Here is a 13211-nt window from a genome sequence, read left to right as displayed (position 1 = left end):
GATCAACTGGGGTTGTCTTCGACGGTGATCAAATCCTCGTAGGACTCTTCTTCGGCATCGAATCGCGCGCAGTAGAAATCCGCGATGATTTGTTTCCCTAAAAACGTCCGCGGTCCCGATGCTGCCATCGATCGGTACACGATCCATTGTGCCGTTCCTAATTGGATCCGAAACGCCGCGGCGGCCCGTGGCGGGATCAGCCGCAATTGCTCGGCGACCGTCAATTGTCGCCAGGTCCGCTTGCAGGAAAACCGGTCACGCGACAAATCCATCCACAACGGTACGAACAGTTGCCCGCGGCCGCGCGAGGTGAGCAGCAAGTGCCGGTCCTCGGTGGCTTGCAATCGGGTCGCCGAAGACGCGTTTTTCCATTCGCCGGCCGACAACGGCACCACCAAGGCGCGTCGTCGATGATCCCCCAAGAACAACTCGGTCGTCTCCTGCTCGCCCTGGACGTCGATCTTGTCGGCCAGCGGCAACCGGACCTGGTACTCGATCAAGGGAAGTGCGTCGGCGGAAGCGTCAGAAGTGACCCCAGCATGTGCCGATCCCGGTTGGACTTGTCCGCGAACCACCGCGTCGGCAAGGAAGCAACAACGATCTTCGCGAAGCACCATGACCTGCCGCTGCAGGATGAAACCGCCCTGGTGCAGCTGTTCCAACTCCAGATAGTGGACATCGTCGTCGGTGTACTCGCACGTCGCCTCCCAATCGCCCAGTGGTTCCAGGGCCTGGCCGTCGACCGTGACGATCGTTTCACAGGTTCCGTTGATCAGAATTGATTTCCCCGCGGTCATTTCCAACCGGGCCTGGCGTTGGGAATAGTCGATCACCATCCGCCCCCGTCGCACGTCCCATTCGGGCAGCAGGCAGGCGACTTTGGCGTCTTCGTCATGCAACATCGATTCCGGCAAACTGACCTGCCACGCCAACCGGCCTTTGGATCGGGACGTTCCCAGCGCGGCCTTCATCGCCGGCCGCAAGGATTCTTCGTCCAAGTCGCCCGCGTAGGTCAACAGTCCGTGTTTGCCCACGTCGTCTTGAATATCACGCGTGGTCAACGTCGAAAACGCCTGGACGCCGCCTCGTCCGGTCAACGCGGCCACCCACGTGGCCAGTTCGACTGCGATCTCGTCGATGGACTTTTCAAACGCCGGACCGATGAGCCCGGTTTTCGACTTTCCGTTCTTTTGCTGTTTCTTCTTTTTCGGCTGCTTCGACGGAGGCACGAAACGCAGCAAGCGACGTTGGCGCAACAGCGAGGCCAAAGCGAGCCGGCATTGGTGCGGTTGTGACAGGATGGCCGACACGGAAAGGTCATCTTGCTCGCACCACCGTTTCAAAGCGTCGATGCTGCTGTCGGCCAATCGACGGCACGACGGCAACGCACGCAACCGGTGGGCGAGCGTCAAACCGATTTCGGAGACACCGATCAGCACGGCCGGATGAGTCGGATCGCGCTGCAAAATCCCGTCGCGAAAATCTTGGATCGTCCCCAGCAGGCTCCACCAGTCCGCTTCTTCCAGATGCTGTAACAGTCCCGGCATCGCGGCCGCCCAGACCAACACGCTCCAGACGTCACTCAGATGGCTCGAATTCGGGTTGCCGGGGTTGGGCGCCAGCGATTCTTGAAACCGCCACGCCAGCGTGCCCGGTTCGATCGTGCGAAACCGTTTGCCGCCGGTGTTTGCCCCGACGGCCGTCCGCGTCAACCAGTGCATTTGCAGATCGCACGGTTGTTCAAACGCCGTCGCCACCCCCCAACGATAAATCCGCCCCCGCCAGACCGCGTCCTGGAACACGTCCGCGATCGACTGGTCCTGTTGATCGGCCAAAACCCTCTCGCGCAAAATCGTCCACTGGGCCGATGTGGGCGGCGACGGTTCCAACAACAGCGTCTGGACGCCGGAATCCGAGTCCGCCGGCAGCGAGACCGCCGGCAGCGAGACCGCTTGTGGCAACGGATCACTCGAATCGGACGTTTTCGGTTGTCGACGCTTGCGGGGCATAGCAGACTGGTTTCGTAGAGATGAAAAGGTGAAGATGGAAGGAACCTGCCGACGGGCACGCTACCTTACTCACCTTGCTTGACTCTTGCACCTACCGGCCTCGCGTCTTCCCCACTTCCCGCTCCCTTCTGTTTCGCTTCTTCGATGAACAAACGATCCCGATTCGGCCTGGCCTGTCTACTGCTCTGCGTGCTGCCCTGTTTGTTGGCACCCCACACAGGCTGCGGCCGATCGGAGCCAGGTCCCACGGCCGATTCCCAGACGAAGCATCGGCCGGCGTCCTCCGATGCGACGGATCCCCCCCACGGCACGCCGGCGGCGACCACTTCAGCGGCTTCGACGATTGAATCGCCCGCTGCTGAATCGCCCGCTGCCGATCCGCGGGAAACGACACCGCAAACGGATTCGACCGCAGCGACGGATGATTCCGCCGCAGCCTCCGGTCGCCCCCTGCCTTCGCCTCCGGAGATGCCATCACCATCGGAGTCGACCGATGCCGCAGCGACTCCTTCCGACGACGCGGCCTCGGAGCAGCCTGACCGCTGGGAACCGGAGGGGCCGACCGCCGAAGAAGTCGCCCGCCAAGCCTTTCAACCGCCACCGGAGACGAAATCACTCAGTCAGCAAGGGCAGTTGTGGATCGATCCCCAACGCAAACGCGTCATCGTCGACGGCTACGTGGCGCTCAAACGCGGGGCGTTGGAGATGTTCGCCTGTCCGGTCGGCACCAAAGAACACGAATCGATCGTCGCCGCGCTGGCCCGCTCGCGCGAAGTCCATGCGGCCTTGTTGGCCGTCGACGCGACCCCCGGAGCCCCGGTCCGGTTTCGTCCCGAGTTCGTTCCACCGACCGGCCAAGTGATCCGGGTCTGGGTCTGCTGGTACGACACCGAGGACCAATTCCATGTCGTCGATGCCCGCCAGTGGGTTCAGGACTTGCAAACCGAACAGGCGATGACGGCCGAGTGGGTGTTTGCCGGCAGCGGGTTTTGGCAGGACGAAGAAACCAAGCAAGAGCACTACATGGCCGATTCGGGCGACATGATTTGCGTGTCCAATTTTTCCAGCGCGATGCTGGACGTGGCGATCCCCAGCAGCGCCGACACCGACTCACTGAGATTCGTCCCGTTTGAATCCAAGATCCCCGACCGCGAGACGCCGGTTCGGCTGATCTTGGTACCGGTCCCGGCGTCGTCCGATGATCTGGAATTACCGACGTCGCGGGATGTCCCCCGCAGGCAATGACCCGCCCCCGTGTTCGGTTCGACGACATTCGCCTGGAAACGGTGCCGCGACCGGTAGAAGCCGACCGAGATGCAAAATCGGCACGGCCCCAATATTCATGGTTTGCGGGGGGGCTGATACCGACTGAATGCTTGAATCCGAAGTTTCGCTGAAAAGTGCAACGTAGTGTTCGATGACGAAAACCGCCCTAATGGGGCGATTCCAGCCGTCGGAGCACACCATTATGCACGCGTTGAAACAGAAACTTTCTCGAACGCTCGGCCCGGACAGCCTGATTTTCGGCGGGGCCGTCGGTTTTCTTGTCTTGATGCACCAGATCGCGTTCGAAGATCGTTTCGTGCTGATCCTGTATTACTTGGCAGCCGTCGGGTCGGCCTATGCGCTGGTGCGCCGCCGCGCCCTGGGTTTGGCCAGCGCGATTGTCGCGGTGGTGACCGCCACCATGTTCGCGCAGCTCTATTACGCGGCCCAGCCGACGACGTGGAGTCCGATCTTTGATGCGGTGCGAGACATGGCGGCACTCGGTGCGGTGCTGTACCTGACGGTGCGCGTGCTGTTGGCCAGTTATCGGCTTCAGCGTGAAGAAAAACAGCGGGCCCTTGAAAACCAGATCCAGGAACAACTCGTCGCGATGCGCGCCCAAGCGCTGCGGCAAACGTCGCACGAAGTCCGCACGCCGCTGTCGACGATCACCGCCATCAGCGAAACTCTGCTGGACGGCAGCACGGGTGAATTGAACGAATCGCAACGCGAGTTTGTTCAAGACATCGACGATTCCGCACAACACCTGTTGGCACTGGTCAACGACATTCTGGATTACGCCAAAGCCGAAGCGGGCATGATCCGATTGGCGCCCCAACCGGTGGCACTGGCCGAATTGGTCGACCAATGTGTTTCGATGGTCAGCGTTCGCGCCAATGATGAACAGATCTCGGTCACCGCCCAGGTCGATGCGGAACTGGACGAAGTCGTCGCCGACCCGCTGCGGCTGCGACAAATCTTGTTGAACCTGCTGTCCAACGCCATCAAATACAACTCCAACGGCGGCAGCGTGATCGTGCAGATCCGCCCCGACGAAATGAATATGTTCCGCATCAGCGTGCGTGACACCGGGCGCGGCATCGCCCCGGAACACATGGAACACCTGTTCGAGCCCTACTATCAAGCCGCCATCGCCGACCAAGGCATCGGCACCGGCCTGGGGTTGGCGATCATCAAACACCTGACCGAACTGCACGGCGGAACCATCGACGTGGAAAGCGTGGTCGATACCGGAACCATGTTCACCATCCGCTTGCCGCGTGAGGCGGAAATGAGTGATGAACCGGCAATCGAACGAACGCTGCGGCCCGAAGACGCGGTGATGAAACTTGATCTGGCAGCGGTCTAAACCAATTTCCATACATCACTTGCCGAAACCACACTTGCGCTCAAGCACCACTTGAACCAGCACGGGGAACCGAAGGGTCGATCAACATGCCAAGCAATGAGTTGAACAGCGGATTCGCCACCGGATTTGCCGAGTCGTTTTCGCAAGCGGCCGTCGATGCCGAGCGCAAGATGCGGGTGTTGGTCGCCGACGGCAACGCCACGATCCGCAAGCTACTGCGGATGGGGCTGGCCGGTGAATCCTACGAGATCATCGAAGCGACCAACGGTCCCGACGCCTACGCCATCGCCACGGCGACGCCGGAACCGCACGCGATCCTGTTGGACGCCGGCTTGGGCGGCGGCATGGACGGTTTGCAGGTCTGTCGTGAACTGAAAAGCGACATGCAATTCCGCACCATCCCGATCGTGATGTTGACCACCACCGGGTCCAACGAAGAAATCAACGAAGCGGTCCAGGCCGGCGCCGACGAGTTTTTGAGCAAGCCGATCAACCGCGGCGAATTGACGGTCCGGCTGCGCTCGATCACGCGGCTGCACAAAGGCAACGCGGAATTGATCGGGGCCGAAAGCGTCGCACTCTCACTGGCCCGCGCCGTGGCCAGCAAAGACGGCTACAGCAGCGGCCACGTCGAGCAAGCCGCCAACTTTGCCGTCGCGTTCGGCAAGGCACTCGGACTCGATGCCGCCGAACTGAAAATGCTCCGCTACGGAGCCATCCTGCACAACGTCGGCAAGATCGCGATCCCCGATTCGATCCTTGAGAAAACGGGACCGCTGACGCCGCGCGAGCGGGCGTTGTTCCACCAGCATCCCCGAGTCGGCTGTGACATTTGCGCGCCGCTGAAACCGTTGGCGCCCGTGTTGCCCATCATTCGTCACCACAAAGAACACTTCGACGGCACCGGTTATCCGGACGGGTTGCGGGGCAACGAGATCCCGCTGAAAGCTCAGATCGTCGGCATCGTTGACGTCTACAGCGCGTTGACAAATGACCGACCGTTTCGACGCGCCAAATCGCAAGCCGAAGCGATCGAGATTCTGCGACACCGTGCCAAGCAAGGCATTCACGACCCAGAATTGATCGACAAGTTTTGCCGCGTGATCCAAGACGAAGCTTCCGACGACGCCGAAGCGACCGTGGACACGCCGGCCCCGACCGGCGTTGCCGCAACCACCGTTTAGCCATTGATCCAGCGAATCGATATGCCCAACCAAAAACGAAAAATCCTTGTCGCCGAAGACAATCCCGGCTTGGCCCGCGTGTTGTCCTTCAAGTTCAAATCCAGTGGATTCGAACCGGTCACCTGTGGCAACGGCGGCGAGGCCTGGAAATCCTTTTGCGACACCCAGGTCGCGGCGGTCGTCAGCGATCACGAAATGCCGATCATGTCGGGAATCGAACTGATCGAACGGGTCCGCGAGATGGACGCCACTCTGCCGTGCTTTCTGGTCACCGGGCGGCAGCTTGAATTGTCACGCGACCCCCGCGTGATCAAATTGAACATCCACACGGTGTTCGGCAAACCGTTCAGCCCCGGAACGGTCGTGTCGGCAGTCGCCGATGCGATCAATCAACAGGCACCCGGCCAGGCCAACCCGAACGGCCAGGCCAACCCGAACAGCCAGGCCAGTCCGCCCGCCCCGATCGGTTCGCCCCCTTTGAGCGGAGCCCCGTCAACGGGCTTGCCGGGAGCAGAGGCATGAGTTGGTCGGCCGGGCCCAACGGAACGATCCGCGAAACGACCGACGACGGTTCGGCCGCCACGGTCAAGGTTTGCACCTACGACCAAGGCACGTTGGACGGTTCACTGGCACACATTTTGGCCCAAGGGATCGGGCTGTCGGTCACCGTCGTCGAAGCGCGGCAGGGGGGACATCCCTTGGTCGTGCAAGCGACCGCCGATCCGCACCGCGTGCACACCGAAAACACCAGCGGTTGCTCCACCGTCCGCCAAGCGCTCGCGCTGCCGGCCGGTGGGGTCGCCGTCTGGTCGGCGCCGACCGATCAAGCCGACCGAATCGGACGTCACGCAACGACGCTGTTGGAACTGGAAATCGCACGCAACGAGAGCAAACAGTTGCTCGCCGAAGTCGATTCGTTGACCAACCAGGTCATGCAGGACTTCGAGGAACTGTCACTGATCCGCGCGCTCGCATCCAGCTTGGAATTGCCGCAGACCGAAGAAGACACCGACGAGTTTGTGCTCGCGTCCCTGATGCCGCTGGTCAGCGGCGTCGGCGCCGTGTCGATCGCCGCCATCTTGGTGGACGATTCGGGGACACAGAAACGCAGCCCCCTGTGGACCGGATCACGATTGATCCCCGATCCGTCGATCTTTGAATTGATCGACAGCCACCGCGAGGAGTTGCGTTTGCAACCGGTCGTCCGCAATCGCAACGTCGGCGATGGACACTGCGGTGTTCCCGGGCTGGACGAATACATCGTCGTGGAGTGCTGCAGCGAAGGACGACTGCACGGCTGGGTGATGGCCTGCAATCGCGTCAAAGATGACACCGACGACGTGCCCTGGGCCCAGCTCGGGTTCACCACCGTACAAGCCTCGTTGATGGAAACGGCGACCAATCAGTTGGCCGCCCAGCTGAACAACATCCGCTTGCTGCGTCAGAAAGAAGAACTGTTTACCGACGTCATCCGCGCTCTGGTCAACGCCGTCGAAGCACGGGACCCGTACACCTGCGGACACAGCGAACGCGTCGCCAGCTTCGCCCGATGCCTAGCATCCAAGATCGGATTCACGACCGCCGAATGCGAACGAATCTATCTGACCGGACTGTTGCACGACGTCGGCAAGATCGCCATCCCCGACGGCGTCCTGCAAAAACCCAATCGGCTCAACGACGAAGAACGGGCCATCATCGAAACGCACACCGATTCCGGCTGGCGGATCCTGCAGGAACTCGAAGCCCTGCAAGACATCCTGCCGGGCGTGCTGTACCATCACGAACATTGGAACGGTGAAGGTTACCCCGATCAATTGGCCGGAGAGAACATCCCGATCGACGGACGAATCCTGGCCGTCTGTGATGCCTTTGATGCGATGACCAGTGATCGTCCCTATCGCAAAGGCATGTCGATCGACCGCGCGACGGGCATCTTGAACGAAGGCGCCGGCACGTTTTGGGATCCCAATTTGATCCAAGTCTTTCGTCGGCACATCGACGAAATCGACGAGATTCGCATCAATCACCAGCCTCGCCAACCCGCCTCACGTCCGGCCCCCGTCGATGGTCGCCCGATCATCGGCCAGCCGGGATTCAGCGTCCCCGCTGAAACTCCCCAGGCGTCACCGATCGCCGAGTGAAATACCGTCAAGCGTAGCTACGTCAAGCTGCCGCGGAATACTAGGCCGCCCGACGCTGCTGAATTCCGCTGCCGCCGGCGACTCGGTCGATCAACAACGTGAAGTCGCCCGGTTTGGCGATCACCAAATCCACTCCGGCCCCTCTGGCTGCAAACTTCGTTTTCGGCGTCACGTTTCCACTGATCCAAACGTGTTGGCAATCCGGATCGGCCAACCGATTCATCAGGTCCTCCCAGGACTCGCCCTGGGTTGCCGAATCATCCCACCAGACTTCGTCGAAATGACGCAGCGTAGCGAGCTGGTCGGGCCGACACCACACCGCCGACGCGCGGCCGGACGAGGCGATCGACAACAGGGCCGACGCGTTGGCATAGGACGACGCAACCACCGCAATGCTTTCCGGCGCGGCACTCGGCTGATTCGCCCAACCACAGCGCCGCAGGTACCCCGGCAAAAACGATTCCCACTGGTGCCACGTAATCGTCGGCACGTCAAACAGATCGCTCGGGGCGGGACGCGCGCCGGCACACAGCGGCCCGAGCAACAAGAACGCTTTGGCATCGGCGTGCAACCGACAAAGCGTTTGAAACAACTCGATCGATTCGGCCGAATCATTGTCGCGGCAACACAAGATCGTCCGCACCGCCGAAGCCGGACGCAACAACGCCGTGTTCAAATCCACTCGATACGCCAGTTGCGACACATGTGACTCACAAAAGTCATACGCATCGCTGAACGCGTCCGCATCGCGATCGCCGATCCACAACAATGTCCCATGATCCATCGCACCGCCGTGATCGACCAATTGCATCGACATCGTTCCACCCTGAAATCCTTTTCGCTCGGTTATGCCGACAACAAAACATCCGCCTCTTGAAGACAGTGCCATGCTTCGCCCGGGTTTTCACAAGCCCGCAATCGGTCCAGAAATGATTCCATCGCGATCAGTCGGCTGATCTTTGCCAGGGTACGAAGGTGCGCCGAATCGTCGTAAGAGCAGATCAGGAAAAAGACGTCGGTCATGTGACCGGAATCGGAGAACGGGATCGGAGCTTGGCTGATCGCCAAACCGACGACGGTATCGGCCAAGATGGACGTTTGGGGGCGGCGGGGGTGCAACAACGCGACGCCACAGTCCAACGCCGTGGGATGCATTTGTTCACGGCTCTTGACCGCCTCGGCCATCGCCGGGGCGTCCCACATCAATCCCGACGCGGCGACCAGATCACACATCGACCGGATCACCGAGCTCCGCGTCCGGGCCCGCAAGGGAACTTCGATGGTGTCGACGGTGCACAATTCATGCAGCTCGCGGTCGTTCGTTTCATCGGTCATCCGATCGACGACGCGTTGGACGCGTTCCAATTCGACACTGTCATCGCTGGCCCCGATTTGTTCTTCCAGCCAGTGGTGAATCTCCGCTTCATTGAAGCGCCACTGCCCGGCCACTTTTCGCCCCGGCAAGCGACCACGGATCGCCATCTTCTCCACCTTAGCGGGGGTGATGTGGAGGTACTGGGCCAATTGGGCTAAATCAAACTCTTCCATCGTCGGCTAGGTCAGTGGGTGATGAATTCGCTCCGGCATCTGCGTCTTGGACGCGTATGTTGACTGACCGGCATCGATTTAGGGAGGTGCAAAAATACCGGATTCTCGGTGAAATCTTTTCAGATTCACTCAAGTTTCACCGTCCGGGCGTGCTCTCGCTCTTGACCGTGATCGCCGATGGACGGTATTTCCGAGCTCTTGGACGTCGTTTCGCCCATCCCTTCAACGCTTTGCGGCAATCGTGTGACACTTTTCTCGGCCCGTTCCCGTTCAAACGCTCCGTCGTCGATTCGCCGCATTCATTGGGCGCAGGGCGTGCGATGCGCGCAGCGTCTAGCTTGCGTGATGGCATTGGCAGGTGGGTTCGGCTTGGCGATCAACTCGTCTCGGGCGGTGGCGCAAACGGCCGGCAGCTCGTTGGATGTTCCGCAGACACGGCTGGCTCCGATCGGGAATACGGCTCCGATCGGCACAACGTCTCCGCCGCTGGGATCAACGACCGCGGCCCCGCCGGCCTCCACCGGGCAACCAGCCATGGGCCTGAATTATGGTTCACCCTACGGCGCAGCGGGCGGGATGAGCCAGTTTGATCCGTACGCCGGAGCCCCGGCATCCGGGTACGTCCAACCCTCCACCTCCGCCCCGATCTTGGGCGCGCCTTCGGCCTATAGCGGCGGCTTGCTGGGCGCCCCGACGACGGTCGCGCCCCAAGGCGGAGTCTTTGCGCCCGCGTCGCCTCCGCCCGGCTACGGCGCACCGGTCTATGGCGGGCTGGCCAATCAACCGCCGCCGGTCATCGATGCCGGCAATTTGTTTGGAAGCAATGCGCCGGTGGGAACGCTGCCGATCAATCCGCCGGCCAATTACGCCGCGCCACCCTCGTACGGATTTCCTTCGAGCGCTTATCCCAGCGGATCCCCGTCGTCGCTGTTCCCCGGAGGATTGCTGGGCAACACGCCGTCGTATTCGCCGCAATTCAATCCCTATCGTTTGATTCAAAAGATGCGGTTTCGCCACACGTATCTTCACGACGGCAATTCGGCCGCGGACCTGGGGATCAATGACACCGACGTGGCCTTCGCATTCGCCATCCCAAGTTTCCTGTTCTCGACGCAACCACTGTACATCGCGCCGTCGTTTTCGTTGCACTTGTGGGACGGCCCCCTTTCGTCCACCGGCGCGGACTTACCCGGAAACGCCTACAGTGCGTTCTTAGACTTTGGCTGGCAATCGGATCCCAACCGGATCTTGGGCGCTGACTTAGGACTGAGCGTGGGGATGTTCAGCGAGTTTAAATCTTTTGACATGGACGGCGTGCGGGTTCGCGGTAAAGGTCTGGGCACGTTTCGGATCACGCCCGCGTCGACGTTGAAGTTGGGCGTTTATTACTACGACCGTGTCGATGTGAAATTGCTGCCGGCCGTGGGACTGTTCTGGCGTCCCAGCCCGTTCACCAAAGTCGATTTGTTTTTCCCCCAGCCACGCTTCTCACGCTACCTTTCCACCGTCGGCACCAATGATGTGTGGTGGTACGTTGCCGGTGAATACGGCGGCGGTTCCTGGGTCATCGACCGAGAGACCAAAGGCGAGGACCAAGTGGACATCAACGACATCCGTTTGACGGTCGGGTTTGAATGGGGAGAGAGCAACCGGATGCGAGCGGGATTGAGAACCTGGTTCTTTGAATTCGGCTATGTCGGCGACCGAGAAATCGTCTACCGCCGCAACTCGGCCGACAATCTGAGCCTCGACGACACCTGGATGTTCCGCCTGGGCATGGGGTACTAGGCGTCTGCCGCATCTCAATTTGCGAACCTGACGACGCGGTCCGAGGCCTGTCATGCCAATCCTAACGTGTGTCACGTCGGCTTGCGGCTTTGGCAATTCAACGGTTCCCTGTTCGAGCCAGCGGTACCACAGCGTCAGGCCGCCGGTTTCCCACCACAGGGCTTTGATGCGGTCACGCTTTCGGTTGACGAATAGGAATAGCGATCCGTCGGTGACGCTCTTGCCCAGCGAGTTGGTGACGATGCCGGTCAGTCCATCGAACCCTTTTCGGAAATCGACCGGCTCGGTGCACAGGTAGATTGGCGTGGATGCGGGCAGTCCAATCACGAGCGATCCTCCGACTGGCGATCAGGTTGAGGCTCCGCCGGCACTTCGACCCGGATGCGAATCCCGCCGGGTAGATCGATGGTGGTCAATGCCCGAGGTGGGGCTTCAGGCTGCTCAGCTTGTCCTGGGAAAGCGACGGGCAGGAATGCAGCGGGCGAACTCGCTGCCGTCCGTTCAGCCTTGATCACCGGCCGCCGAAGTTTGCGTCGCCAGTAGTAGTAGGCCGGCTGGGAAACGCCTTCGGCGGCACAGAACGCAGCGACGGTGGTGTCAGCCAGTTCGAAGCGCCGCAAACGCTCGGCCCAGATTTCGGCGTTCTCGGTTTTGGACATGGGTTTTCTCCGTTGGTCGAAACGAAACAAAACCCACCACGGTAAACCCCGCGCCTACAACGGTTCTGGTGTACGGTTACGCAGCGGTTGCCGGCTTCGCTAGGACATGACCCCAGTGGACCGTGCTGCTCGTCAAGCGTTAGCTGCGCCAGAAACGCATCACGCCGCTCACCGGCAGGCAGCTCCGTCGAACGGGATTCTTGTTCCGCGTCGATGCGCTGTTTGATCGATGTGAATTCGCTCTGTTCAAGTGTTTCTGCGATCGCAGCGCGAATCGGATTAAGTTCCACGTAGGCTGCACAGGCCAGCAGCGATTCCTCGTCGTCGATTCGAATCGCTCGGTAGCGATCTTGCCAAAACCGGCCCTGTGCCTCGTCGGCTCGGTTGGCGCGCTGGGCGACCCGTTGGTTGAGCAGGCGGATCCACCAACTGACGCTAGAATGACGTTTGCGTATTTCGGCGAGCTTGATGGGGCAGTTGCGAATCGAATTGAGTTCCGCCTCGGTCGGTTCGGCCGGCTCGCCGTTGATCTTTTGCAGCGGGCAGATCATCAGCCAGCGTCGCGCCACTTCGGTATCGCTCCAGGTGGCAACCACGTCCGGGCGAGTGCGGAGGATCAAATGGGAGTGATTCGAGAGAATCGAATAGCAGAGCAGATCGATGCCGAAATAGGCGGCAAAGTGCCGGAGTAGTTTTTCGATCCAGGCTTTGCGATGGTCGAAGTTTTTTCCGCTGATGGGATCATCTCCCATCAAGAAGCACCGCCGGACGGTGCGGTTGATCGCGTGGACGATGTTGATTTCGTCAGGATCGAGAACTTCACAGCGAGCGAGTCTGGCCATGGCACAGCGCACCTGCTTGGTCGAATCCGCCGCGTGATTAGGCGTCTCTTGTCCACCACCGCAGCCCAAACAGGTCGCCTTTTGCGACCCAAGAATCAGACCCGCCCGCACGCTCCCAAGTCAACCCTTAGATCAATGTGCTCTGTCCCCATCCGACTCTCTTCTTCACGCAAACCTTCAATCAGGCAAGAAACTCTTATTGGCAGGAAGCATGTACACCTGGCACGACGCCGACACACGGTTCGACTTGCTGGCGAAGCAAACGCTCTCTTGTGCAAAAGGAGAAAGCTAAGGGTATGGGCACTCCCATACAAACTCTTCATAATAATAATAAGCGGCAGGGTCAGGCGCGCCTTGAGCACAGTCCTGCCCCGGCCCTCCAAGATCCTCACAAGTGCAGGGGCC

Annotated in this window: 11 protein-coding genes and 1 pseudogene; 7 read left to right on the top strand and 5 right to left on the bottom strand. The window is 60.6% G+C overall.

Annotated elements, in window-relative coordinates; genetic code table 11:
* Nucleotides 1–2: 2 nt before the first annotated feature.
* The gene (locus tag H1B37_RS17990) at nt 3–2009 is read right to left on the bottom strand and encodes a hypothetical protein (RefSeq protein ID WP_182868044.1); all 2007 of its coding nucleotides are present in this window, start codon (nt 2007–2009) and stop codon (nt 3–5) included.
* Between the two features lie 144 nt (nt 2010–2153).
* On the opposite strand from H1B37_RS17990, the gene H1B37_RS17985 reads away from it, so the two are divergent.
* The 5 genes from H1B37_RS17985 (at nt 2154) to H1B37_RS17965 (ending at nt 7969) form a co-directional block, all read left to right on the top strand.
* Entirely contained in the window at nt 2154–3254 is a 1101-nt protein-coding gene (locus tag H1B37_RS17985; RefSeq protein WP_182868043.1) for a YdjY domain-containing protein, read from the top strand.
* A 172-nt stretch (nt 3255–3426) separates the two neighbouring features.
* Complete coding sequence (locus H1B37_RS17980; RefSeq protein ID WP_182868042.1) at nt 3427–4644, top strand: sensor histidine kinase; 1218 nt, start codon at nt 3427–3429, stop codon at nt 4642–4644.
* A gap of 86 nt (nt 4645–4730) precedes the next feature.
* A complete protein-coding gene (locus tag H1B37_RS17975; RefSeq protein WP_182868041.1) occupies nt 4731–5828 on the top strand; it encodes an HD-GYP domain-containing protein in 1098 nt (365 codons plus the stop codon).
* Between the two features lie 21 nt (nt 5829–5849).
* Nucleotides 5850–6350: a response regulator gene (locus H1B37_RS17970; RefSeq protein WP_182868040.1), complete on the top strand. Its 501-nt coding sequence runs from the start codon at nt 5850–5852 to the stop codon at nt 6348–6350.
* Complete coding sequence (locus tag H1B37_RS17965) at nt 6347–7969, top strand: HD-GYP domain-containing protein (RefSeq protein WP_182868039.1); 1623 nt, start codon at nt 6347–6349, stop codon at nt 7967–7969. Before H1B37_RS17970 ends, H1B37_RS17965 begins: the two co-directional genes overlap by 4 nt.
* A 40-nt stretch (nt 7970–8009) precedes the next feature.
* Here H1B37_RS17965 and H1B37_RS17960 read toward each other — a convergent pair whose 3' ends face one another.
* Both H1B37_RS17960 and H1B37_RS17955 read right to left on the bottom strand, forming a co-directional pair.
* Nucleotides 8010–8786, bottom strand: a complete 777-nt coding sequence (locus tag H1B37_RS17960) for a hypothetical protein (RefSeq protein WP_182868038.1) — start codon at nt 8784–8786, stop codon at nt 8010–8012.
* Nucleotides 8787–8815: 29 nt separating this feature from the next.
* Complete coding sequence (locus H1B37_RS17955) at nt 8816–9517, bottom strand: PTS sugar transporter subunit IIA (protein ID WP_182868037.1); 702 nt, start codon at nt 9515–9517, stop codon at nt 8816–8818.
* Between the two features lie 345 nt (nt 9518–9862).
* Between H1B37_RS17955 and H1B37_RS17950 the strand changes: the two genes are divergently transcribed.
* Complete coding sequence (locus H1B37_RS17950) at nt 9863–11305, top strand: hypothetical protein (RefSeq protein WP_286177873.1); 1443 nt, start codon at nt 9863–9865, stop codon at nt 11303–11305.
* A 72-nt stretch (nt 11306–11377) separates the two neighbouring features.
* On the opposite strand, the pseudogene tnpB reads toward H1B37_RS17950, so the two are convergent.
* Both tnpB and tnpA read right to left on the bottom strand, forming a co-directional pair.
* A pseudogene (gene tnpB / locus H1B37_RS34455) lies at nt 11378–11632 on the bottom strand (IS66 family insertion sequence element accessory protein TnpB); the annotation flags it as partial.
* A complete protein-coding gene (gene tnpA, locus H1B37_RS17945; protein ID WP_182868036.1) occupies nt 11629–11964 on the bottom strand; it encodes an IS66 family insertion sequence element accessory protein TnpA in 336 nt (111 codons plus the stop codon). The gene tnpA and the pseudogene tnpB, both read right to left, overlap by 4 nt.
* A gap of 200 nt (nt 11965–12164) precedes the next feature.
* On the opposite strand from tnpA, the gene H1B37_RS34775 reads away from it, so the two are divergent.
* Nucleotides 12165–12656, top strand: a complete 492-nt coding sequence (locus H1B37_RS34775; protein WP_182868035.1) for a hypothetical protein — start codon at nt 12165–12167, stop codon at nt 12654–12656.
* Nucleotides 12657–13211 lie beyond the last annotated feature (555 nt).

Origin of the sequence: Stieleria mannarensis, assembly GCF_014154935.1 — a bacterium.
Classification (GTDB): Bacteria; Planctomycetota; Planctomycetia; order Pirellulales; family Pirellulaceae; genus Stieleria; species Stieleria mannarensis.
Note: the sequence above shows the minus strand (reverse complement) of the source record. Positions and strands in the feature narration are given on the sequence as shown.

Bases quoted from the DNA above. Each gene is read 5' to 3' on its own strand.
- H1B37_RS17955 (WP_182868037.1), bottom strand. From the start codon at position 9,517: ATGGAAGAGTTTGATTTAGCCCAATTGGCCCAGTACCTCCACATCACC.
- H1B37_RS17990 (WP_182868044.1), bottom strand. From the start codon at position 2,009: ATGCCCCGCAAGCGTCGACAACCGAAAACGTCCGATTCGAGTGATCCG.
- H1B37_RS17950 (WP_286177873.1), top strand. From the start codon at position 9,863: ATGGCATTGGCAGGTGGGTTCGGCTTGGCGATCAACTCGTCTCGGGCG.
- tnpA (WP_182868036.1), bottom strand. From the start codon at position 11,964: ATGTCCAAAACCGAGAACGCCGAAATCTGGGCCGAGCGTTTGCGGCGC.
- H1B37_RS17970 (WP_182868040.1), top strand. From the start codon at position 5,850: ATGCCCAACCAAAAACGAAAAATCCTTGTCGCCGAAGACAATCCCGGC.
- H1B37_RS17965 (WP_182868039.1), top strand. From the start codon at position 6,347: ATGAGTTGGTCGGCCGGGCCCAACGGAACGATCCGCGAAACGACCGAC.
- H1B37_RS17960 (WP_182868038.1), bottom strand. From the start codon at position 8,786: ATGTCGATGCAATTGGTCGATCACGGCGGTGCGATGGATCATGGGACA.
- H1B37_RS17975 (WP_182868041.1), top strand. From the start codon at position 4,731: ATGCCAAGCAATGAGTTGAACAGCGGATTCGCCACCGGATTTGCCGAG.
- H1B37_RS17980 (WP_182868042.1), top strand. From the start codon at position 3,427: ATGACGAAAACCGCCCTAATGGGGCGATTCCAGCCGTCGGAGCACACC.
- H1B37_RS17985 (WP_182868043.1), top strand. From the start codon at position 2,154: ATGAACAAACGATCCCGATTCGGCCTGGCCTGTCTACTGCTCTGCGTG.